Raw genomic sequence first — 22,796 nt, forward strand, 5'->3', positions numbered from 1 at the left:
CCCGACGCCGACGAGACGACTCCAGGAACCCCCAATTGGCACGGCTCCCCCAGCCGCCCGCGCCCGCAGTGCTGCAGGCCATGCTCCGGCGAACCGAGGACGTCATAGCGGTACCCGCCGGGACCAGGCTGGTTCGCGTGTTCACCTCAGGTGGCAACCATCCCCAGCAGTGGGACACCTTCCGCTACGCGGGCCCGCTGCCGCACGCGCGCTTCGACCCGCACGTCCCCAACCAGCAGGGCGGTCCGACGGTCACCCGCGAGCACGGCGTGCTCTACTTCTCGCTGTCGGTGCGCACCTGCATCGCCGAGGTCTTCCAGGCCACCTCCACTGTGGACCGGCGGACGCGCAGCCCGCACCTGGTGCTGTTCCGGCCGCGCCGCACGCTGCGGCTGCTGGACCTGTCCGGGCTGTGGCCGACCCGCGCCGGCGCGTCGCAGGCCATCAGCAGCGGCCCCAAGGAGCGCACCCAGGCGTGGGCGCGCAGCATCCGCGCCGCCTACCCCGAGCTGGACGGGCTCTGGTACCGGTCCTCGATGGACGCGGGCAACCCGTCGATCTGCCTGTGGGACCCGCCGTCGGCCAGCGCGCTGCCGGAGTCGCCGGACGTGCTGCTGCCGCTCAACCACCCGGGCCTCGACGTCCCGCTGGGCCGGGTCTGCAAGGAACTGAGCTACACGCTGCTCGACTGAGGCCGAGTCCCGGCGGCAGCCCGCCCTGCTCCGACCGGCATCCCTCCTGGAGGGACGGTGCCGAACACGACGGCGGCGCCGCGGAAACAGTTCCGCGGCGCCGCCGGATCGTGCGGGGGTCAGGCGCGGCCGCTCTCCGACTGCTGCGCCTCGACCTCGTCCTTCTTCGACTTGGCCAGGCTGGCCCAGGTCGTGATCGCCAGGACCACCACGATGACGCCAAGCGACATCCAGTTGTTGATCTCCAGCCACTCCGGCACCAGGTGGTACTCGTGCAGGGCGTGCAGGATCAGCTTGAAGCCGATGAAGCCGAGGATCACCGCGAGCCCGATCGACAGGTAGACCAGCTTGTCGACCAGGCCGCCGAGCAGGAAGTACAGCTGGCGCAGACCCATCAGCGCGAAGGCGTTGGCCGCGAAGACCAGGAACGGGTCCTGGGTGATGCCGAAGATCGCCGGGATGGAGTCCACGGCGAACAGCAGGTCGGCGCTGCCGATGGCGACGATGACCACGAACATCGGCGTCAGGTAGCGCTTGCCGTCGATCTTCTTCGACATCTTGGTGCCGTCGTAGTCCTCGGTAACCGGGTAGATCTTGCGGACCCAGCGGACGACCGCGTTCTCCTTGTACTCCTCTTCCTCGTCCTTCTTGCGGACCATGCCGATGGCCGTCCACAGCAGGAAGCCGCCGAAGAGGAAGAAGATCCACACGAACTTGGCGATCAGCGCCGCGCCCACGGCGATGAAGACACCGCGCATCACCAGCGCGAGCAGGATGCCGATCAGCAGGACGCGGTGCTGGTGGATCGAGGGGACCGCGAAGCTGGACATGATCACCATGAAGATGAACAGGTTGTCCACGCTCAGCGAATACTCGGTTATGTATCCGGTGAAATACTCTATGGCGAAGTGCGCGTCACCGAAGATCCAGACCCCGATGCCGAACAGGATCGCGCATCCCACGTAGAAGCAGACCCACTTGGCGGCTTCCTTGGTGGTCACCTCGTGCGGTTTGCGGTCGACGATGACCAGGTCGAGAATCAGCAGGACGGCCAAGCCGCCCAACGTCGCCGCCCACACCCACCAATGCACGTGCATCGTGTCGACCGCGACGGGCTTCACGTTCTGGGCCAACACCACGTCGGCGCCCATGGATCACCTCCGGTTCAGGGCATGCGCCGGGGACCGGAGGTCTCTTCCACCAGCCGCGGCCGGTCGGCGGCACCGGGCGCGCCCCGGCGTGAGCTGCGGGCGAAACCGTGATGACGATGCCGTCGCGAAGGAATACTCCCCTCCACAACCTTGCCAAGATTGTCACTTATGTACCGGCTCGCACACCACCCGGGGTGACCATCGGCACCGAATGTCAGCACCCGGCGACCGTACGAGGCGCCGCCCGGGCTGGCAATGCCGTGCCCAGCGGTTCACACCGTCGGCGGGCGAACACGCAGCGTTGACGAGACGGCCGATGCGCAGGGCGCCGGGAGGGAGCGAACACCGGCCGATCGGCAGGTCCCGGCGCGGCTGGTCCGCGAGGGACAGGGGGCCGGCTGGCCACTCGGCGCGGAGCGTTGGCTTCCCGGGAAGACCGAGCGACAGGCGGCAGGGCGTCGGCCGGCCTGGAACGCACCGATGGCGCCCGGTGGACGCTCGACGCGTCTCCGCGCCCGGGTCCGCGAGGAGAGGTGAACGTCACGCCGAGCCGGAGCATCGTGCCCACTCCGCGGGAATCGGCGGGAAACCGCAGCGCCGGCGGACGGGAAAATTTCCGACGCCGGACACCGCTGGGATTTTTCCTTGATCGTCTCGGTTCCGGCATTGATCGAACGCGTGGTTGACTGGTTATGATCACGCCCGCCGGTCGGCCGAGGCCGCCCGGCCCGCACGCGGGGATGCGGCGACGACCTCACCCACTCGGGCGAGAAACGACTCGTCCGGTTGCTGTTTGGTCTCTGGTTCATAGCGTCTTCGTCTTCGCCCGCGTCTGGATGGAACTGGTGCCGCTGTCTTCACCTAGTGTCGGCTTCGTGTCCCCCACCCCCCGGCGCCGCAAGGGCCTCGTCCTTGCGGCAGTGACCCTTATCGCCCTTCTCGGGCTCGGCGTCTTCCTGCTCTCCGGCGGCGAGCGGCGGACGGCGGCGTCCGAGCCCGCGCCGCCGCGCGAGGCCCTGCTCGACGTCGTCGACGGACCCGGGGGCGGCGAGAGGGTCCAGATCGATCTCACGCTCTACGCGCCTGCCGAGACGCCGGCGCCGGCGGTGCTGCTCTCGCACGGCTTCGGAGGGGACAAGAACAGCGTCGCGCAGGAGGCGAGGGAGCTCGCGGCGCGCGGGTTCACCGTGCTGACCTACTCGTCGCGCGGTTTCGGCGCCAGCACCGGCCGCATCGCGCTGAACGCACCGGAGTACGAGGTCGCCGACGCCCGGCAACTGCTGGACTGGCTCGCCCGCCAGCCCGAGGTGCTGCGCGACCAAGAGGGCGACCCGCGTGTCGGGGTCACCGGCTCGTCCTACGGCGGTGCGCTGAGCCTGCTGCTGGCCGGGTCAGATCCCCGGGTGGACGTCACCGCACCGGTGATGACCTACAACGACCTCGGCCAGGCGCTGATGCCCAACACCGCCTCGGCCGCCCCGATCCCCGACGACACGCCCGCCCGCGGCTCCTACGGCGAGCACGGCGTGTTCAAGGAGGGGTGGGCCGGACTGCTGTTCTCGGCAGGCAGCCGGACGGCGCCCGCGGGCAAGCCCGGCGGTCCCGCCGAGCCGACCCGGACGGGCCACCCCCCGGTTTCCGGGCCGACCGAAGGGTCCGCCGGTCCGTCTCCGCTGACGTGCGGGAACTTCACGCCGGAGGTCTGCGCCGCCTACAACGAGGTCTCGCAGACCGGCCGGGCCGGTCCGCAGACGCTGGCCCTGCTCGACGCCGTCTCGCCCAAGAGCGTCACCCGCGACATCAAGGCTCCGACGATGCTGGTGCAGGGCGAGCGCGACACCCTGTTCGGTCTGGACCAGGCCGATGCCAACGCCCGCGAGATCGCCGAAGCGGGCACCAAGGTCAAGGTCGTCTGGTACGCCGGTGGCCACGACGGCGAGCCGCCGGGTCCGGCCGTGCGCGCCCGGATCGCCGACTGGTTCGCCTTCCACCTCGGGGTGAGCAGCCCGGGGGAGCCGGGCATGCCGCCGGAGACGGTCCCCGACCCGGGCACCGTGTTCGAGTACGACATCACCGGCAACCCCCGCCGCAACGGCGAGGTCCCGGTGCGCACGGTCGCCGCGCCCGAGTACCCGGGCGTGCGGTCGGAGCGCAGTCCGCGTTTCGCGCTGCCGCTGCGCGGTGAGGCGCAGCCGGTGATCAACCCGCCCGGCGGCAGCCCGTCGTCGACCAGTTCGCTGCCGGGGGCCGGGGACGTCGAGGACGCCGCGAGCGCGCTCGGCCGGACGCTGGCCGCGGACCTGCCGGGCCAGGCAGCGGTGTTCCGCACCGACCCCGCCCGGACGCGCACGATGATCTCCGGGGTGCCGCAGACGCGGATCTCGGTGGCGGCGGTCCCCGGGCAGCCCAGCACCGGCGAGGCCGTGCTGTTCGCCAAGCTCTACGACATCAACCCGGAAGGCGAGCGCACGCTGCTCGGCAACGGGGTGTCGCCGATGCGCGTCACGGGCCTCTCACCCGACGGCACCGAGCGCGAGGTCGACGTGGCTCTGCCCGGCGTGGTCCGGTCGCTGGAGCCGGGCCATCACCTCGAGCTCGCCGTCGCCACCACCGACTGGGCCTACGCCACGCCCGCCGAGCCCGCGGTGCACCGCATCGCGCTGGCCGGCGCGAAGCAGCTGTCGGTGCCGTCGGTGCGGGGCACGACGATCAACGAGGCCGGGGTGCCGGTGCTGCCGCTGATCGGCATCGCCGGGATCGTGGTCGTGGGCCTGCTGGCGTGGGTGGTCACCCGCGTGCGCCGCAGGCACGTGCCCGACGTCGACCCGGGGCTGGCCGGGACACCGCTGGTGATCGGCGGCCTGACCAAGCAGTACTCGGACAAGGTGACCGCGGTCAGCGACCTGTCGATGCGGGTCGAGAGCGGGCAGATCGTCGGTCTGCTGGGAGCCAACGGCGCGGGCAAGAGCACCACGCTGCGGATGCTGCTGGGGCTGCTGCGGCCCACCGCGGGCGAGGTCCGGCTGTTCGGGCACCGGCTGGTGCCGGGCGCTCCGGTGCTGTCGCGGGTCGGGTCGCTGGTGGAGACGCCGGGCTTCCTGCCGCACCTGTCCGGCACCGAGAACCTCAAGTACTACTGGGCGGCGACCGGGCGGCCGATGCTGCAGGCGCGCTTCGACGAGGTGCTGCGGATCGCCAGCCTGGGGCCTACCGCGGACCGGGCGGTGCGCACCTACAGCCAGGGCATGAAGCAGCGGCTGGCGATCGCGCAGGCCATGCTCGGCCTGCCGGAGCTGCTGATCCTCGACGAGCCGACCAACGGCCTGGACCCGCCGCAGATCCACCAGATGCGCGAGATCCTGCGGCGCTACGCCGCGACCGGGCGTTCGGTGCTGCTGTCCAGCCACCTGCTCTCGGAGGTCGAGCGGACCTGCACGCACGTGGTGCTGATGCAGCGCGGCGAGCTGGTCAGCGCGGGCCCGGTGGAGGAGATCATCGCCGTCGACGGCGAGGTGAGCTTCCGGGTCGACGCGCCGGAGACGGCGGTGCGCACGCTGCGGTCGATCGAGGGGCTGGGCGAGGTGACCGCCGACGGCGAGGTGGTGCACGCCGATCTCGGCGGGCACAGCGCCGGGATCGCGGTGAACGCGCTGGTGGCCGCCGGGGTGATGGTCAGCCAGGTCGGGCCGCGCCGCAGGCTCGAGGACGCCTTCCTGCAACTGGTCGGAGAGGACGCGCGCGGATGACCGACTCGGAGCCGGAGACCAGGGTCGTCAAGGCCGGCCCGCGCCGACCCTGCCAGCCCGACGGTGGGATCGAGGGCTACCGGGCGACCCGCACGCTGCCGCTGCGGGTGGAGCTGGCGCGCCAGCTGCGCCGCCGCCGCACCCTGCTCGCGCTGGGGTTCCTGGCGGTGCTGCCCCTGCTGCTCCTGCTCGCGTTCGAGCTCGGCGACGGCGGCCGGGGGCGGTCGCGCAACCTCGCCGAGCTCGCCACCTCCAGCGGGCCGAACTTCGCGATGTTCACGCTGTACGTGTCGACGAACTTCCTGCTGGTGGTGATGGTGGCGCTGTTCTTCGGCGACACCGTGGCCAGCGAGGCGTCGTGGGCGAGCCTGAAGTACCTGCTGGCCGCGCCGGTCCCGCGCGGCAGGCTGCTGCGGCAGAAGGCGGTGGCCGCGGCGATCCTGTCGGCCGTCGGGCTGCTGCTGCTGGCGGCGGTGGCGGTCGCGGTCGGCGTGGCGTGGTTCGGCGCCGCGGAGATGATGGGCACCACCGGCGAAGCGGTCCCGTTCTCGGGCAGCGTCGTCCGGGTCGCGGTGGCGTGCGCCTACCTGGCGGTGCACCTGACGTGGATCGCCGGCCTGGCGCTGTGGTTGAGCGTGAGCACCGACTCCCCCCTCGGCGCGGTCGGCGGCGCGGTGCTGGTCTCGATCGTGTCGCAGATGCTCGACCAGATCACCGCGCTGGGCGACATGCGCGCCTACCTGCCGACATACCACTCGCGGGCGTGGTCGGACCTGCTCTCGGCCGACGTCGACTGGACCGGCATGGCCAACGGCGCCTTCTCGGGCCTGGTGTACGCGACCGTCTTCCTGCTGCTTGCCTTCGGCCGCTTCGCCAAGAAGGACATCAGCAGCTAGCGCGGGCCGCTCGGTCTTGGTGCTCACCGCGGCCGCCTCGTCGCCCCTGCACCCGTTCGGGCTCTGCCCGCCACACGGTTCGCCGAACGTTCACTCGGACGACCGGCGATCGACCGGGGCGTCGTTCAGTAGGGTCGGTGATCGATCGAGAGGTGGGGCGGCCATGCACTTCCGTTGTCTCCTCGCGGGCGTTCTGTGCCTGCCCGTCGTGGTGTTGGCCGGATGCACCGTCGCGGCGCAGGACACCTCGCCGCCCCAGGTCGCCGTTCCGCCCGAGGCCGGCGGTCCGCCGTCCCAGACCGACTCCCCGCCGTCCGATGCCTCCCCGCCCGGAATCCCCGATGCCTCCACCGCCAAGAGCTGGCTCGCCGAACTGACCGTGGCCCCCGAGGGCTCCATGGACGGCTACGACCGCGAGAAGTTCCCGCACTGGAGCGAGGGCGCCGAGAACTGCGACACCCGCGAGGCCGTGCTCAAGCGCGACGGCGAGAACGTCCAGACCGGCTCCGACTGCTACCCCACCTCCGGCACCTGGAACAGCCCCTACGACGGCGGCAGCTGGACCAAACCCAGCGACGTCGACATCGACCACGTCGTCCCGCTGGCCGCCGCCTGGCGCTCCGGCGCCGCCCAGTGGACCCAGCAGCAGCGCGAAGCCTTCGCCAACGACCTCGAAAGCCCGCAGCTCATCGCCGTCACCGACAACATCAACCAGGAGAAGGGCGACCAGACGCCCGACCAGTGGATGCCGTCCAAGACCGACTACCACTGCACCTACGCCTCGATGTGGGTGGCCTCCAAGCACAAGTACAAGCTCACCATCACCGACGCCGAGAAGGGCGCCCTCAACACCGCCCTCGGCACCTGCTGAAACCCGAGAAGCGCCCCCGAACGCACAAGACCGTCACCGCATCGGGGGTGCAACGGGTCCGCGCAGCGGACCGATCAACACATCGTCGAATGATCGCAGCCCACCGGGGAGGTCCCTCCCGATGCGCAACATCGTCATCGTCGGTGCCGGCCAGGCCGGGCTCCAGCTCGGCGTCGGCCTGCTGGACGCCGGTCACCGCGTCACCGTCGTGTCCGACCGCACCGCCGAGCAGATCCGCGACGGGCGGGTGATGTCCAGCCAGTGCATGTTCGGCGGTGCGCTCGCCCGCGAACGCGCGCTGGGCCTGGGGTTCTGGGACGAGTCGTGCCCGCCGGTCGAAGGGATGGGCTTCAGCATCGCCGACGGTGCCGGCGGCCGGTCGGTCGACTGGATCGCGCGGCTGGACCTGCCCGCGCAGTCGGTCGACCAGCGCGTGAAGGTTCCGGCCTGGCTGCGGGAGTTCCGGCGCCGGGGCGGCGAGGTCGAGCACGCCGAGGCGACCGTGGCGGACCTGGAGGAGTACGCGCGGGAGGCCGACCTGGTCGTGGTCGCGGCGGGCAAGGGCGAGATCTCCGGGCTGTTCCCGCGCGACGAGCGCAGGTCCGCCCACGCCACACCCCAGCGCGCGCTGGCGCTGACCTACGTCCGCGGCATGCGTCCCGTGCCGGAGCACTCGGCGGTCTCCTTCAACGTGATACCCGGCGTCGGCGAGTACTTCGCGATGCCCGCTCTGACCACGAGCGGCCCCTGCGACATCATGGTCTTCGAGGGCGTGCCCGGCGGGCCCATGGACTGCTGGGGCGACGTGCGGACCCCGGCCGAGCACCTGGCCAGGTCGAAGTGGGTGCTCGACACGTTCGCGCCGTGGGAGGGCGAGCGCTCGCGGGACGTGTCGCTGACCGATGACGGCGGAGTCCTCGCGGGACGCTTCGCACCCACCGTGCGGCACCCCGTAGGAGTCCTGCCCTCCGGAGCGGTCGTGCTGGGCATGGCCGACGTCGTGGTGCTCAACGACCCGATCACCGGGCAGGGTTCGAACAACGCGAGCAAGTGCGCGGCCTCGTACCTGGCGAGCATCACCGCGCACGGCGACCGGCCGTTCGACGCGGAGTTCATGCGCGGCGCCTTCGAGCTGTACTGGGACTACGCGCGCTTCCCCACCGGCTGGACCAACGCGCTGCTGGCCCCTCCCCCGCCGCACGTGCTCGAACTCCTCGCCGCCGCACAGGAAAACCCGCGGGTCGCGCGGCGCTTCGTCAACGGTTTCGACGAACCGCGCGATTTCTTCCTCTGGTTCATGGATCCGACCGTAGCCGCCGACTACCTCGCCGAGGTCCGTTCCTGACCGCCACCGACAGCGGCGCTGTCGTCGCGCACGGCCACCGCCCATCGCCCGGCGTACGATGAGGGCCGCGCCGGGGCCCGTGCCGGGGGGACGAACGAGCGCCACCGCACCGCATCCCCGCCGCGCGCCCCGCCAGTCGAGTGCCACCGAGGTCAAGAGCGCGCCATGGAGATGTTCCACCTGCGGTATTTCGTGGCGGTCGCCGAGAACCTGAGTTTCTCGCGGGCCGCACGACGGCTGCACATGGCGACGTCTCCGCTCAGCAGGCGGGTCCGCGACCTCGAGCACGAGCTGGGCACCCGGCTGTTCGAACGCGACTCCCACCACGTGCGGCTGACGCAGGCCGGCTCGGCCTTGCTGCCGATCGCCAAGGACGTGCTGGGCCGCTTCGACGACATCCCCTGGCGGCTGCGGGAGAAGACGAGCTCCGCGCGCCCGACTGTCTACATCGGAATCCCGCCGGGACTGCACCAGCGGATGCGCGAGCGCATCAAGGAACTCGAGCGCGCCTGCGCCGAGGAGTACGTGCTCAAGCGGTGGCCCGGCGGCAGCGCCGACCTGCTGGCCGCGGTGCAGCGCGGCGAGCTGGGCATGGCGCTGGTGCACCTGCCGGTGCACGCCGAGGGTGTCAGCGTGCTCGAGGTGATGCGCGAGCCGCTGGGCGCAGTGGTGCCCGCCGCCGAGTTCGCCGGGCGGGAATCGGTGTCGCTGTCGGAGCTGGTCGACCACACCTACGTCAGCCCCGCGCCGAGAATGGTGCCGACCTATTTCGAACAGCTCAAGGTGCGGCTGGCCGACGCCGGTATCCGCAACACCATAACGCTCAATTCCGGCGACTACGGCGCCACCGCGGAAATCATTTCCAACGGCTCGGCCTTCTCCATCTCGATGCTCGATCCGGGCAGCAGCATGCATCGCTACCGGACCGAGTCGAACGTGGTGCTGCCCTTCGACGACTTCGATCCCGCGCTGGCCACCGGCCTGGTGTGGCGGGCCGACCGGGCCGAGTCCGACCTGCGCACGCTGGTGGAACGGGCCGCGGAGGTCGTGCCGGACGCGGCGTGACCGCTGCGGTCACGCCGCCTTTCGCGCATTGGTGTCACTGATCGATTGCGACCCCCGGGAAGTCACCACTAACGTCGTTAGCGAGCAAAACAAGCGCCGCGAATGCAGACGACGCGCCTTTCTCTTCGAATCAGGAGTGGTGATGACCGCGCCCACGAATTCCGTGACGAGGGCCACCGGGAACAAGACGGGCCCGCTTTCGGGTGTTCGCGTCATCGACATGGCGACCGTGGTGATGGGGCCGTACGCGGCCCAGATCCTGGGCGACCTCGGCGCCGACGTGATCAAGATCGAGTCGCCGAGGGACACCGTGCGCAACGGCACGCTGCACCGCACGCCCGGCATGACCCCGCTGAACCTCGCCGTCAACCGCAACAAGCGCAGCGTCAGCCTCGACCTCAAGGACGACGATGGCCGCGCGCGGGCGCTGGAGCTCATCGGCGGGGCCGACATCCTCATCACCAACATGCGCATCGGCGCCCTCCAGCGCCTGGGCATGGACTACGCCAGTCTCGCCGAGGCGAACCCGCGCCTGGTCTACGCCCACGCGCAGGGCTTCCGCCCCGACTCCGACCGGGCCGAGCTGGCCGCCTACGACGAGACCGTGCAGGCCGCCTCCGGGCTGCTCGACCTCGCCCAGCGCGCCGGGGACATCGGCACGCCCGCGGTGCTGCCGAGCATCTTCGCCGACAAGGTGGCCGCCCTGACCATCGTCTACTCCGCGATGGCCGCGCTGGTGCACCAGCGCGCGACCGGGCAGGGCCAGCTCGTCGAGGTCCCGATGGCCGACACGCTGCTGTCGTTCAACCTCGTCGAGCACCTGCAGGGCCAGACCTTCGAGCCCGCGATGGGCCCGACCGGTTTCCCGCAGTCGCTGATGAAGGGCCACCGGGCCCGGCCGACCAAGGACGGCCTGGCGATGATCATCCCCTACACCCCGCAGAACTGCCGCGACCTCTTCCACGCGGCCGGCCGCCCGGACCTGGCCGAGGACCCGCGGGTCAACGGCGAGTTCCTGGACGCTCGCGGCGACGGCGAGGCCATCACGGAGATGATCGAGTCGGTCACACCCGAGCTGACCACCGCGGAGTGGATCGAGGTGTGCGCCAAGCACAGCATCCCGGTCGGCCCGGTGCTGCGGCTCGACGAGGCCGCGACCGATCCCTACGTGCGCGAGGGCGGGCTGCTCGACGTCGCCGAGCACCCCAGCGAGGGCACCTACCGCGTGATCGGCGTGCCGATGTCCTTCTCCGCCACCCCGGCCTCGGTCCGCAGGCACGCCCCGCTGCCCGGCCAGCACACCGAAGAGGTCCTGGCCGAGCTGGCCAGGCGCGCCGAGCCCGACGTCCACCAGGAGCAGTGATGACGACCGCACTTCCCGACACGGCGGTGCGCACCGAGACCGTCGGCGGCGCACTCGTGATCACCATCAACCGCCCGAAGGCGCGCAACGCCGTCAACGCCGAGGTGGCCGAGGGCATCGCCGCGGCGATCGACGAGCTGGACGCCGACCCGGCGCTGCGGGTGGGCGTGCTCACCGGCGCCGAAGGCACATTCAGCGCGGGCATGGACCTCAAGGCGGCAGCGCGCGGCGAGTCGGTCAGCGTCGCGGGCAAGGGCTTCGCCGGGATCACCGAGGCCGAAACGGCCAAGCCGCTGATCGCGGCGGTGGAGGGCTTCGCCTTCGGCGGCGGTTTCGAGCTGGCGCTTGCCTGCGACCTCGTCGTCGCCGCCGACACCGCGCGCTTCGCGCTGCCGGAGGTCAAGCGGGGCCTGATCGCGGGCGGTGGCGGAGTGATCCGGCTGCCGAAGCGGATTCCGCACCACGTCGCGATGGAACTGCTGCTGACCGGGCGCACGATCACCGCCGAGCGCGCCCACGCGCTGGGGCTGGCCAACGACGTGGTACCGGAGGGCACCGCGCTGGACGCCGCACTCGCGGTGGCCGACGAGCTGAGCCGCAACGCGCCGCTGGCGCTGTCGGCGGTCAAGCGAATCGTCCGCGAGGCCGGGGCCGCGCCCGAGCAGGAGGCGTTCGCCAAGCAGCACAAGGAGATCGCGGCACTGGTGCGTTCGGAGGACTTCGCCGAGGGCGTCCGCGCGTTCGGTGAGAAGCGGAGTCCGGAATGGACGGGGCGCTGATGGACCCCGAGCAGATCCTGCGCAGCGTCAACACGCCGCTGACCAGCCCCGCCTACGCGCCGGTGGCGGCCCGGTTCACCGACCGCGAATACCTCAACATCGTCTACCGCACCGATGCCGACGCGCTGCGGGCCGTGGTGCCCGAACCGCTGGAGATCGACGAGCCGCTGGTCCGGTTCGAGGTCATGAAGATGGGTGATGTCACCTCGTTCGGGCCCTACGTCGAGGCGGGGCAGGCGATCCCGGTGCGGCTGGGCGACGAGCGCGGCGAGTACGTGCACGCCATGTACCTCGACAACTTCCCGGCCACGGCCGCAGGGCGCGAAATCAGCGCCTACCCCAAGGTGATGGGAAAGCCGTCGCTGTACGCCGACGGCGCCGCGCTGGTCGGCACCCTCGACATCGGAAACCTGCGCGTGGCCAACGCGACCATGGGCTACAAGCACCACCCGCTCGACCTCGGCGAGGCCGAGGCGCAGATCACGGCGCCCGCGTTCATGCTCAAGATCGTGCCGGGCTACCGCGGCGAGCCGCGGGTCTGCGAGCTGGTTCGCAGCCAGATCACCGACATCGTGGTCAAGGAGGCCCACACCGGCCCGGCCCGGTTGCAGCTCTTCGAGCACGTGCTGGCTCCGCTGGCCGACCTCCCGGTGCGCGAGGTCGTCTCGGCCAGCCACATCGTCACCGACCTCACCCTCGGCGGTGCGGTCCCGGTTCACGACTACCTGGAGGCGTCATGAGTCCTGAGTGGAGTCCCGGCGGCTGGAACACCGTTGCCGTGGTCGGCGCGGGCACCATCGGGCTGGGCTGGGCGGCGCTTTTCTCCGCGCACGGACTGAAGGTCCGCATCACCGACCCCCGCGACGACCTCGCCTCCGTCGTCGCCGACTCGATGCCACTGCTGGCCGAGAGCATGGGGCGCGAAACCGACGAGTTGCTCGCCGGGATCGAGATCGCGGACAACCTCGCCGACGCGGTCGCCGACGCCGACCTGGTGCAGGAGAACGGACCTGAACGCCTGGAGTTCAAGCAGCATCTCTTCGCCGACATCGCCCGCCACGCGCCCCCGCATGCGGTGCTGGCCTCGTCCAGCTCCGGCATCGTCGCCACCGCCATCGCCGACCACCTGCCCGACGAGGTGGCGCGGCGGCTGCTCATCGCCCACCCCTTCAACCCGCCGCAGGTGGTGCCGCTGGTGGAGATCGTTCCCGGCGAGCGCACCGAGGAGCGGGTGACTGAGGCGGCTACCGCCTTCTACACCGCCCTGGGCAAGACGCCTGTGCGGCTGCGCAAGGAGATCCCGGGCTTCGTCGCCAACCGCCTGCAGAGCGCCGTGATGCGCGAGGCGACGCACCTGGTGCTTGAAGGCGTGGTGCGCGCCGACGAGCTCGACACCGTCATGAAGTCGTCGCTCGGCGGACGCTACGCCGCGATCGGGCCGTTCGAGAGCTTCCACCTCGGCGGCGGTCCCGGCGGCATCCGGCACATGATGCGCCACCTCGGCGCCGGGATGGCCGAGCGCTGGAAGGAGCTCGGGCAGCCCGAGCCGACCCAGTCGGACATCGCGCTGGTGGTCGAGCAGACCGAGGACGCCTATGGCGCCGGTCCCGACGCCTATCGCACGCGGGCACGCACCCGCGACCGCAAGCAGACCGCCATCAACAGCATTTCCCAGACCGAAGGTGACTGATAACGAATGGCCAAGGTGAACCCCAACCCCGACTTCTTCGGCTTCGCCGAGCTGCTCTCGGACTCCGAGCGCGCCGAGCTGGCCGAGATCCGCGAGTACCTGGAGCGCGAGATCAAGCCGATCGCCAACGAGGCGTGGGCGAAGGCCGAGTTTCCCGCCGAGGCGATCGAGAAGTTCGCCAAGCTCGGCATCGCGGGCGTCCAGTATCCCGAGTACGGCGACGGAAATCCGCGCGGCGCCCTGTTCACCGGGTTCCTCAGCGTCGAGCTGAACCGGATCGACCCCTCCCTCGCGGTGTTCTCAGGTGTCCACAGCGGACTGGCGATGGGCAGCATCCACGGCGGTGGCGACCAGGAGCAGCGGGACCGCTGGATGCCGGACATGGTCGCGATGAACAAGATCGGCGCGTTCGCCCTCACCGAACCCGAAGGCGGCTCCGACGTCGCGGGCGGCATGCGCACCACTGCACGGCGGGAGGGCGACGAGTGGGTGCTCAACGGCGCCAAGCGCTGGATCGGCAACGGCACCTTCGCCGACCTGGTCGTGGTGTGGGCGCGTGACGAGGCGGACGGCAACGTCAAGGGCTTCGTGGTCGAGAAGGGCACGCCCGGCTTCACCGCCACCAAGATCGAAGGCAAGATCGCGCTGCGGACCGTGCAGAACGCCGACATCGTCCTCGACGGTGTGCGTGTCCCGGAGGCCAACCGGCTGCAGAACATCAACACTTTCCGCGACACCGCGCGGGTGCTGGCCAAGACCCGGGGTGGCGTGGCCTGGCAGGCCCTCGGCGTGGCGATCCGCGCCTACGAGCTGGCGCGCGAGTACGCGGTCGAGCGGGTGCAGTTCGGCAAGCCCATCGCGTCGTTCCAGATGATCCAGGACCTGCTGGTGAAGATGCTCGGCAACGTCACGGCCATGTTCGGCGTGGTGGTCCGCCTCGCGCAGCTCACCGAGCAGGGCACCGCGGGCGCCGACCAGGCCGCGCTGGCCAAGGCGTTCACCACGACCCGCATGCGCGAGGTGGTGTCCTGGGCGCGGGAGCTGTTCGGCGGCAACGGGATCGTGCTCGACTACGAGATCGCGAAGTTCTTCTCCGACGCCGAGGCGGTGTACTCCTTCGAGGGCTCGCGGGAGATGAACACCCTCATCGTCGGCAAGTCCATCACCGGCATCAGCGCCTTCGCCTGATCCGGACGCGGACCGTTCGGGCCGTCGGCAGTGCCGGCGGCCCGCCGTCCACGGGCCGGTGGTGCTCGGCATCGGCGCTGGAAGCGCTAACACCGCCTTTCGCGTTGCAGCCAGGGCAAAACGTCGAGCGTTGGGGTGGTTGTGCGCGAACACCGGCGCGCCAGGGTGTTTCGCACACCTGAGCGTCGGGATCATGGCGCCTCCACTCGAACCCCCGGGGGAACGCCATGACGCAGTCCGACCCAACGGTCCGCAGCCAGGAACTCGGCGACGAACTCCGAACCCTGCGCGAGGCCAACGCCCTCAGCCTCGTCGACGCCGCCCGGCGCATCGACGCCTCCGGCAGCAAGCTCAGCCGCATCGAAACCGGCATCAGCGCCCCGTCCGCCGAAGACGTCTCCGGCCTGCTGGTGCTCTACGGCGTGAACGGCGAGAAGCGCCGGGAACTCCTCGCCCTGGCCAGGGAGTCCGAACGCCGAGGCTGGTGGCAGCGCAACCACCCGGGCTTCGCCGAACGGCAACGAACACTCGTGTCGCTGGAGGCGAAAGCCGACAGCATCGTCAACTTCGAGCCGATCGTGGTGCCGGGGCTGCTCCAGACAGGTGAGTACACCCGGGCGATCATGCGCGATTCGGGTGTGGTGCCGGAGCCTCAGATCGAAGCACGGATGGTCACGCGCCTGCACCGGCACGCCGTGCTCAGGCGCGAGCACCCTCCCAAGCTGTTGGCCGTGATGGACGAACTCGTGCTGAAACGGCCCATCGGCGGACCCGAGGTGCTGCGCCGCCAGATCGAATACCTGCTGGAGGCGTGCACGATGCCCAACGTGACCATCCGGATCGTGCCCAACGACGGGCGGGCTCACGCCGGGGTCGACGGCGCCTTCACAGTGCTGCGGCGCTCCGGCATGTCGGCGGTGATCTTCGCCGAGACGCTGACCTCGTGCCTGTTCCTGGAGGACAAGGCCGAGATAGAAACCTACGAGTACGTACTTCGAACTCTTTCAGAGCGTGCCCTCGACCAGCGCGGGTCGATAGCATTGATGGCAGACCTGGCTCGACGGCTGGACTCGGAGGAGAGCGGCACATGACTCGCATCAACCCACACGAGCTGATCTGGCGCCGGAGCAGCCGGAGCGGCAACAACCTCAACTGCGTCGAAATCGCCAGAGTGCCCGAGGCGGTTGCCGTCCGCGACTCCAAGGACCCCGAAGGCCCCGCCCTCGTCTTCACCTCGACCGCCTTCACCGCCTTCCTGCGTCGGCTCTGAACCAGGACGGTCTTCGATGGCGTCTCGCACGCTCTACCTCGCACGACATGGCGACGCCCCGTCCGGCGACTCGCTGAGCGAAGTCGGCCGCGCGCAGGCGGCGCTGCTCGGCGAGCGGCTGCACAACGTCCCTCTCGACGCGGTCCACCACAGCCCTTGGCCTCGTGCGGTCGAGACCGCGAAGCTGGTCGCGGAGAAGTTGCCGGGCATTGCGGTCACGGTGTCGGACTCGCTCGGCGACCACCTGCCCCCGGTCCCGGACCGTGCCGAGCTTCCGGCCGCATATCGGGAGTTCATCAACGCCCAACCGACGGCCGAACTGGAGCGGGGCGCATCGCTCGCCGAATCCGCGATCAGCCTCTTCACCGGTGAGACCGAGTCCGACATCCACGAGCTGCTGGTCACGCACGCCTTCGTCATCGGCTGGTTCGTCCGGCACGCCCTCGACGCGCCGGACTGGCGTTGGATGGGCCTGAACGCGGCGAACTGCTCGCTCACCATCATCCGCTGCCAGCCCGGCCGGCCCCTTTCCCTGTTGTGCTTCAACGACCTGAGCCACCTTCCGGAGGCCCTGCGGTGGACCGGGTTCCCCGCGGAGCTGCGCCCGTGACCCGGCTCGGCCGTCCCGCTATGCCGCACGCGCGGGTTCGAGGAACCGCACCGCCGTGACCTCCCGGATGTGGACCACGGCGTCGAACCAGGTGCCGAACGCACAGCCGGACAGGCTGTGGTCGGCGTCGGTGGCGGCGTCGTAGCGCGGGCCGATGACGCGCGTGCGGCTCGGGAGGTCGCGCCAGCGCCGGACCTCATTCGGCGCGGGGCCGCGCAGGTCGAGCACGAAGGCGTCCTGGTCCACCTCGGCGAAGACCGACTCGGCCAGCAGCGGCGAAGACGGCACGACCTCCCACAGCAGGCTGCCGTGGTCGAAGGTCAGCCCGACCGAGACGTACTCCGTGCCGAAGTGGTCGCCGAGGTAGGTGCCGTCCGTCACCGCGGTGCGCGTGTCCCCGTGCGGGCGGTGCACCGCGGAGTGCCCCGTCCCTCCCCAGTAGACGATGCGCGCACCGGTCACCTCGTGCCAGCGGATGATGCCGTCGGCCATCAGCGTGCTGTCGTGCTCTCCGGCGTGGTAGGCGAAGAATCCGGCGACGATGCGTGCGTTCCACTCCGCATCGGCCTGCCCTTCGTGCGCGGGCAGCGCGCTGACGATCTGGTGGACCCGGCGCGCCCGCGTCAGCAACCCCGCCTTGTCGTGATGGGCCTGGAACCAGTCGATGTGGTCGGCGACAGCGCCTTTCGGACGCAGCTCGGCGTAGTGCCGCTCCGCTTCGGCGGGGTCCGGACTGTGCCGGCGCACGTGGTCGAGCACCACGTCGTAGGCGTCGGCGCGGACACGCGCGTAGTCGATGCCGACGAGGCGGACGGGATCGCCGGGGTGGTCGCGGTTGTAGGCACGCAGCCACGCCAGCGCGGATACGAACTCCTCGGTGCGCCACACGCCCCAAACGTCGTCGAGCAGGGCTCGAACATCGCCTTCGCCGGTGCGGATGTGGTGGTCGAGCTGCTGGGCCTTCGTCCAGTCCTCCTCGATCATCAGCGCGCGGAAACCCATTCGCTCGACCAGGAAACGCAGCAGGCGGAACTTGACCGCGAACAGCTCGTGGGCGAACCGCGTCGCCTCGCCGATGCCGACGACCTGGGCATCGCCGACGATGTCGCGCAGCGACTCCAGGTCGCTGAGCGGGTCGCCGCCCGGAGCGCCGGTGGCGATGGGATGGGCGCGCTCGCTGACCCAGCGCGCGACCGCGGCGCGGTCGAGTGGGCTGGAGTGCTCGAGTGGGCTGGAGTTGTCGGTCACGGGGTTCCTCCTCTTCTGCCGCTGCGGCGACGGTAGGAGTTCCAGCGGACTCGAAGTCAACAGCCGGGTGTTCCCGGGACGGCGCACACCGCCCCGGGAACATTCTCGGGAATCGTGACCGAATCAGCCGTTCGCTGAAATACGGCCGGAGAACGAACCGCAACTGAGCTGGGTGCTGCCTTCGTAATTGCACGCCCGGTAATTGATCCAGCCACTGTCGGGAATTGAGAGATTGTGGTCCAGACAGGTGCCGTATCCGACGTCGGCGTGCTTGGTCTTCAGCCCGGAGCTGTCGCTGCGGTAGTAGCGGGCGACCGGGTGGTGCCCGTCCTTGGCGTTGTCGCAGATGTAGAGGTGTTCCCCGGTGGGGTTGAAGCACACCATCGCGCCGCCGTCCCCGGAATAGACGGGGTAGTAGCACTCCGCCGCCGTGACGGCCCCACCGTCGCCGGACAGCACCGACACGGTGGCGGACGGCGCGGCTGCCAGCAGTTCTGGGGTGGTCGGAGTCGCGTGCGCGAGCCCCGTCCACCCCAGCACCAGACCGAAGGCGGCAGCGCACACCGTGATTGTTCTCCTCATTCAAAAACCCCCGTGTTGCACGGGACCACCGCGAAAGGTGATCCATCCTTTTTCGCCCTGACCCCCAGGGCAGGGATGAGATTACTCAATTCCAGGAAAAGGAATAGCGACCAACGGCAGGAACACCCGAACGTAGCGCGCCAGCGCCTTGATGGAGCAGCTCGGCTCCACCACGCGGGATCGGCGATGACGGTCGGTGCGCGTGACGGCACGGAGATGCGGACGAACGAGTTGTTTCCCCTCCGGCGAAGAGCAATCCCGGCCCGCCGCGCAACGAGCGGCCCTCCGGCGGCGATAGAAATCGTCGCAGTATCGCCACCAGTCACGTCTCATCCCCGGTTGCGCCCGGGTGCGAGTCGAGACAGCGTCAGCACGATCGCGGCCCCGGCGAGGGAGAGGATGCCGGTGAGCACGGCGACGTGGTTCCAGCCGGAAAGCCGGCCGGCGATGTCGTCGCCTGGGGAAGAAGCGAGAACAGCGACGACGGTGACCCCGATGGAAGCACCGACGTAACGGGTGGTGTTGTTCATCCCGACCCCCACGGCGGCGCGGTCGGGCGGGACGGTGGCGGTCGCCTGCCGTCCGAGCCCGGAGTTGAGCACGCCGGTGGCGACGCCTGCGAGGAGCAGGCCGGGCACCAACTGCCCGGCGGTCGAACCGGTTTCGAGTCCGGTGAGCAGCAGCAGGCCGACACCCGTGACCGCAAGGCCGATCGCCAGCTGCGCCGTCCCCGTCAGCCGCGCGGCCAGCCGACGGCTGAGCACTGCCGAGACTGCGCTCGCGCCGGACCAGAGCGCGAGCGTCGCGCTGGCCCAAAGGGTGCTCATTCCCATGCTGGTGACGAGGAACGTGCAGGCGTAGGACATCAGCGCGATCACACCGGCGCCGGTGGCCGTGGCCGCCACCGTGGCGGCCACGAAGTCACCTCGGCGGAACAGCGCGAGTTCCACCATGGGCGACCGGCTCCGGAGCTGGCTGACGGCGAAAGCCACCAACGCGACCGCCGCGCCACCGGCGCAGATCAGGGCCGGGGTGAGGCCACCTTGGCGCCCTTCGACCAGTGCGACCAGCAACAGCCCCAGCCCGCTGGTCATCAACGCGGCACCGAGCAGATCCAGGCGCCTGCCCGGAATCACCGCCGTCTTGGGAAAGCACCGCCGCGCGGCGATGGCGATGCCCACCCCGAACGCGGCGAGCAGCCAGTAGGGCGCGCGCCACAGGTCGGCGAGATCGAGCAATCCCGTCAGCAGCGGGCCGAGCGCGATGCCCAGCCCCATGCTGGCTCCCCACCAACTGGCCGAGACCGATCTGGCTCCGGCATCGCCGGCCACCCCGGCCACGAGTCCCAGCCCGGTGGCGATCAGACCCGCCGCCCCAACACCTTCGACGAGTCGCCCGATGACGAACTGCGTCGCCGTGGCCGCGGTGGCGCACACCGCGGAACCTGCCGTGAAGACCCATGCACCGAGCTCGAAGACCCTCCGGCGGCCGGACTGGTCGGCCAGCGCTCCCGCCGTCAGCAGGCTCACCGCGAGGCCGGTGCTCATCGAGCTGAGGATCCACATGGTGGCTCCCGGCGTGGCGGCCAGCGCGGCGGTGACCGTCGCCGCGTTCCCCAACGGACCCGAGTAGGCCAGCATGGCCCCGAACGTGCTCAGCGACGTCAGCGCGAGCGCCGCCACGAACGATCCACGTGCACCTTCGGCGTGCCGGGGCACGGAATCGCGAAGCCTTAGTCTGTTCACCAGACCATAATCGCACAGAGGTGGTCTGGTGAACAGACCACGAGGCCGGTAGGGTGGTGGCGTGGCACTGGGAACCGGATATGACCAGCAGGGCTGCCACCTCGCCCGCGCGCTCGAAGTGGTTGGCGAGCGCTGGACCCTGCTGATCCTGCGCGACTGCTTCTACGGGGTGCGCCGCTTCACAGACCTGCGCGAGCACCTCGACATCTCCCGAGCCGTGCTCACCGACCGGCTCGACACCCTGGTCGAGGCCGGCGTGCTGACCCGGGAGGACTCGGGCGGCCATCCGGAGTACCTGCTCACCGAGGCCGGCCGGGCGCTGTGGCCCGCGATCTTCTCCCTGTCCAAGTGGGGCGAGCGGTACACGCACGGCCCACACCCGGCCCGGATCTTCAGCCACGCGGCATGCGACACCGACGTCGACGACTTCGGGCTGTGCCACGCGTGCGGCCGGACCCCGGCCCCCGATGACCTCGTCGTCCGCCCCGGCCCCGGCAGCAACGCGATGCGTCGCAGCGACCGCGTCGCCCGCGTCCTCGAGAAACCCCACCGGATGCTGACCCCGATCGGCACTGCGGCCGATTCCACCGCTGAGTGACCGGAGGTCCGCCGTCGCCGGTCAGGGCGCAGCGCCAGGAGGCCGGCAGCGGCGCCCACGGCCCTGGACAGCGGTACGGCCTGCCGCGTGAACCCGGCAAGGCAAACAGCGACCACAATGGACACAGGCTTTCGGGATTCGTTCGCTCGTAGGACTGGGCCTGGTCACTGCACGCAGAACTCGTTGCCTCGACAGTGCCTCACATGTGACATCTTTGTTCCGGTGACAACTGATCGGTCGAAATGCGCTGTCCCCCAGGGCTTCGGCCAGATGTTCAACCGGTGGTTGGGCGCATTGGCACCTGGCCCGCGCGCCGACCCCACCGACCCGTCGGCCTGCCTGCTCGAGCACCGGTCCGACTAACCGCGGAACCGGTCGGTGGCCCCAACAATCGCCGCGCCCAGCGCCCCTGTGGCGTGGTGCCCGGCATCCACTAGCACCAACTCACTTCCAGGCCAAGCAGCGGCCAGCTGCCACGGGGTGCCGATCAGGTTGCCCAAGTCGAGGTTGCCCTGGACGAGCACCCCGGGAATGCCGGCCAGCCGCCCCGCCTCCGCCAGCACGACCCCCTCCTCCAGCCAGGAGCCGCGCCGCCAGAAGTGCGTGACGATCCGGGCGAAACCGAGGGCGAAGGCCGGGTCCTGGAACCGTGGACTCGGGCTCGGCGAGGTCGGCACGATGGCGTCCTCCCACTCGCACCAGTCGCGGGCTGCCTTGTTGCGCACAGCCGGATCGGGGTGCATCAGCAGGCGGTGATAGGCATCGGCGAAGTCCCCGTCCCGGTCGGCCTCAGGTATTCCGGCCCGGAACCGCGCCCATGCCTCCGGGAAGACCTCGCCCAGCCCACGGGTGAGCAGGTCGGTTTCCGCCCGTCGACCGGTGGCCAGTCCGCACAGCACCATCTCCGTGACCCGGTGCGGATGCCGCTCGGCGTAGAGCAGGCCCAGTACCGAGCCCCAGGAGCCGCCATGCACCAGCCAGCGGTCGATACCCAGGTACTCACGCAGCTGCTCCATGTCGGCGAGCAGGTGCTCCGTGGTGTTGGCGGTGAAATCAGCGCCGGGCTCACTCGCATGCGGCGTGCTGCGGCCGGACATCCGCTGGTCGAACAGCACGGTTCGGTAGGCGGCGGGGTCGAAGAACCGGCGCATGCCGACCGAGCAACCCGAACCCGGCCCACCGTGCACCACCACCGCCGGCTTGCCCCGCGGGTTGCCGCAGACCTCCCAGTACACCCGATGCCCGTCGCCCACATCGATCATCCCGGACTCGTAAGGCTCGATCTCTGGATACACCCGCCGCCTCCACCCGAAAGCACGTGCGCGATCGCGATCCCGTCGCTCAGCTCCGGCGACGAGGCCCCCGCTCGCGGCTACTGTACGCAGAACTCGTTGCCCTCCGGGACCTTCTGGAACATCACGCGGGCCCTTTTCCGTCGGGGTCCCGCACGGCTGCGAAGTCGTCCCACCGCTCGCGCGGCCCCCAGAAGCGGGCCTGTGCCGCCGGATCGCGCGCGTCGAACGTCACTTGGAACTTGAGGCCCATGCGGACATCACGTCCGCGCCCCAAGCTACCGGGTGGAACCGACCCCAACCGGTTCCACCCGGTGCGGCTGCTCGGTGCCGCCGGGCGCGGCTGCTCGGTGCGGCCGCGCCCGGACGGCGTCAGCCCAGTTGGTCGAGCCGTTCCCGGTACTCCTCGGTGCTGATCTCACCTCTGGCATAGCGGTCGGCGAGAACGTCCTTGGCGCGCTGGGCACCGGAGCGGTCGCGCTGCCGCGAGCCGCGGACGGCCAGCCAGACCACAGCGGTGATCAGGCCCGCGAGCAGCAGCAGGAAGAACAGGCCGATGATCCAGCCAGGGCCGCCGTGCGGCGGTCCCCAGCCTCCGGGGTGTCCGAGCAGTTGCGTGATGATCTGGGTCGCCATCGTCGTCCCCTCCGCTGTCGCGAGGCCGG

22 protein-coding genes are annotated in these 22,796 nt (G+C 70.4%); 15 read left to right on the forward strand and 7 right to left on the reverse strand.

From position 1 onward, the window contains the following. Positions 1–35: 35 nt before the first annotated feature. Positions 36–692 (forward strand): RES family NAD+ phosphorylase, encoded by a 657-nt coding sequence (locus tag HUO13_RS06985; protein ID WP_011874706.1) that lies wholly within the window; start codon positions 36–38, stop codon positions 690–692. A gap of 119 nt (positions 693–811) precedes the next feature. On the opposite strand, the gene HUO13_RS06990 is transcribed toward HUO13_RS06985, so the two are convergent. After that, a complete protein-coding gene (locus HUO13_RS06990) occupies positions 812–1,789 on the reverse strand; it encodes a TerC family protein (RefSeq protein ID WP_211902707.1) in 978 nt (325 codons plus the stop codon). 974 nt (positions 1,790–2,763) lie between these two features. Here HUO13_RS06990 and HUO13_RS06995 point away from each other — a divergent pair. The 13 genes from HUO13_RS06995 to HUO13_RS07055 all read left to right on the forward strand — a co-directional run bounded on the left by HUO13_RS06995 (position 2,764) and on the right by HUO13_RS07055 (position 16,666). Continuing rightward, positions 2,764–5,589, forward strand: coding sequence for an alpha/beta fold hydrolase (locus tag HUO13_RS06995; RefSeq protein ID WP_211902708.1), 2,826 nt, complete (start codon positions 2,764–2,766; stop codon positions 5,587–5,589). Continuing rightward, a complete protein-coding gene (locus HUO13_RS07000) occupies positions 5,586–6,485 on the forward strand; it encodes an ABC transporter permease (RefSeq protein WP_211900634.1) in 900 nt (299 codons plus the stop codon). The genes HUO13_RS06995 and HUO13_RS07000 overlap by 4 nt, the downstream gene beginning before the upstream one ends. A gap of 163 nt (positions 6,486–6,648) precedes the next feature. Next, positions 6,649–7,356, forward strand: a complete 708-nt coding sequence (locus HUO13_RS07005) for an HNH endonuclease family protein (protein ID WP_211900635.1) — start codon at positions 6,649–6,651, stop codon at positions 7,354–7,356. A 121-nt stretch (positions 7,357–7,477) separates the two neighbouring features. Further along, on the forward strand, positions 7,478–8,701 hold the full coding sequence (locus tag HUO13_RS07010) for a styrene monooxygenase/indole monooxygenase family protein (RefSeq protein WP_211900636.1): 1,224 nt from the start codon (positions 7,478–7,480) through the stop codon (positions 8,699–8,701). Between the two features lie 165 nt (positions 8,702–8,866). Continuing rightward, positions 8,867–9,766, forward strand: coding sequence for a LysR family transcriptional regulator (locus HUO13_RS07015; RefSeq protein ID WP_211900637.1), 900 nt, complete (start codon positions 8,867–8,869; stop codon positions 9,764–9,766). Between the two features lie 142 nt (positions 9,767–9,908). Next, positions 9,909–11,129, forward strand: a complete 1,221-nt coding sequence (locus tag HUO13_RS07020) for a CaiB/BaiF CoA transferase family protein (RefSeq protein ID WP_211900638.1) — start codon at positions 9,909–9,911, stop codon at positions 11,127–11,129. Next, positions 11,129–11,908 (forward strand): crotonase/enoyl-CoA hydratase family protein, encoded by a 780-nt coding sequence (locus HUO13_RS07025; protein ID WP_211900639.1) that lies wholly within the window; start codon positions 11,129–11,131, stop codon positions 11,906–11,908. The genes HUO13_RS07020 and HUO13_RS07025 overlap by 1 nt, the downstream gene beginning before the upstream one ends. After that, the gene (locus tag HUO13_RS07030; protein ID WP_432757824.1) at positions 11,893–12,648 is read left to right on the forward strand and encodes an acetoacetate decarboxylase; all 756 of its coding nucleotides are present in this window, start codon (positions 11,893–11,895) and stop codon (positions 12,646–12,648) included. Before HUO13_RS07025 ends, HUO13_RS07030 begins: the two co-directional genes overlap by 16 nt. Then, positions 12,645–13,598: a 3-hydroxyacyl-CoA dehydrogenase NAD-binding domain-containing protein gene (locus HUO13_RS07035; RefSeq protein WP_249124503.1), complete on the forward strand. Its 954-nt coding sequence runs from the start codon at positions 12,645–12,647 to the stop codon at positions 13,596–13,598. Before HUO13_RS07030 ends, HUO13_RS07035 begins: the two co-directional genes overlap by 4 nt. A 6-nt stretch (positions 13,599–13,604) precedes the next feature. Further along, positions 13,605–14,786, forward strand: coding sequence for an acyl-CoA dehydrogenase family protein (locus HUO13_RS07040; RefSeq protein ID WP_211900640.1), 1,182 nt, complete (start codon positions 13,605–13,607; stop codon positions 14,784–14,786). A gap of 227 nt (positions 14,787–15,013) precedes the next feature. Then, positions 15,014–15,877 carry a helix-turn-helix domain-containing protein gene (locus HUO13_RS07045; RefSeq protein WP_211900641.1) on the forward strand — a complete coding sequence of 288 codons (864 nt, stop codon included), beginning with the start codon at positions 15,014–15,016 and terminating at the stop codon, positions 15,875–15,877. Next, the gene (locus tag HUO13_RS07050; protein ID WP_211900642.1) at positions 15,874–16,056 is read left to right on the forward strand and encodes a DUF397 domain-containing protein; all 183 of its coding nucleotides are present in this window, start codon (positions 15,874–15,876) and stop codon (positions 16,054–16,056) included. The genes HUO13_RS07045 and HUO13_RS07050 overlap by 4 nt, the downstream gene beginning before the upstream one ends. 16 nt (positions 16,057–16,072) lie before the next feature. Then, the gene (locus HUO13_RS07055; RefSeq protein WP_211900643.1) at positions 16,073–16,666 is read left to right on the forward strand and encodes a histidine phosphatase family protein; all 594 of its coding nucleotides are present in this window, start codon (positions 16,073–16,075) and stop codon (positions 16,664–16,666) included. Positions 16,667–16,684: 18 nt separating this feature from the next. Here HUO13_RS07055 and HUO13_RS07060 read toward each other — a convergent pair whose 3' ends face one another. The 3 genes from HUO13_RS07060 to HUO13_RS07070 form a co-directional block, all read right to left on the reverse strand. Then, positions 16,685–17,914: an erythromycin esterase family protein gene (locus tag HUO13_RS07060; protein WP_249124504.1), complete on the reverse strand. Its 1,230-nt coding sequence runs from the start codon at positions 17,912–17,914 to the stop codon at positions 16,685–16,687. A gap of 123 nt (positions 17,915–18,037) precedes the next feature. Next, a complete protein-coding gene (locus HUO13_RS07065) occupies positions 18,038–18,478 on the reverse strand; it encodes a hypothetical protein (RefSeq protein WP_211900644.1) in 441 nt (146 codons plus the stop codon). A 347-nt stretch (positions 18,479–18,825) separates the two neighbouring features. Further along, a complete protein-coding gene (locus tag HUO13_RS07070; RefSeq protein ID WP_249124505.1) occupies positions 18,826–20,178 on the reverse strand; it encodes an MFS transporter in 1,353 nt (450 codons plus the stop codon). A 124-nt stretch (positions 20,179–20,302) separates the two neighbouring features. On the opposite strand from HUO13_RS07070, the gene HUO13_RS07075 reads away from it, so the two are divergent. Beyond that, on the forward strand, positions 20,303–20,839 hold the full coding sequence (locus HUO13_RS07075; protein ID WP_211900645.1) for a winged helix-turn-helix transcriptional regulator: 537 nt from the start codon (positions 20,303–20,305) through the stop codon (positions 20,837–20,839). 359 nt (positions 20,840–21,198) lie between these two features. On the opposite strand, the gene pip is transcribed toward HUO13_RS07075, so the two are convergent. The 3 genes from pip to HUO13_RS37310 form a co-directional block, all read right to left on the reverse strand. Then, positions 21,199–22,134 carry a prolyl aminopeptidase gene (gene pip, locus HUO13_RS07080; RefSeq protein ID WP_211900646.1) on the reverse strand — a complete coding sequence of 312 codons (936 nt, stop codon included), beginning with the start codon at positions 22,132–22,134 and terminating at the stop codon, positions 21,199–21,201. A 121-nt stretch (positions 22,135–22,255) separates the two neighbouring features. Beyond that, positions 22,256–22,384 (reverse strand): hypothetical protein, encoded by a 129-nt coding sequence (locus HUO13_RS38020; RefSeq protein ID WP_282976158.1) that lies wholly within the window; start codon positions 22,382–22,384, stop codon positions 22,256–22,258. A 119-nt stretch (positions 22,385–22,503) separates the two neighbouring features. Beyond that, a complete protein-coding gene (locus HUO13_RS37310; protein ID WP_249124506.1) occupies positions 22,504–22,767 on the reverse strand; it encodes an SHOCT domain-containing protein in 264 nt (87 codons plus the stop codon). Between the last annotated feature and the right edge of the window lie 29 nt (positions 22,768–22,796).

This window comes from Saccharopolyspora erythraea (assembly GCF_018141105.1).
GTDB lineage: Bacteria > Actinomycetota > Actinomycetes > Mycobacteriales > Pseudonocardiaceae > Saccharopolyspora_D > Saccharopolyspora_D erythraea_A.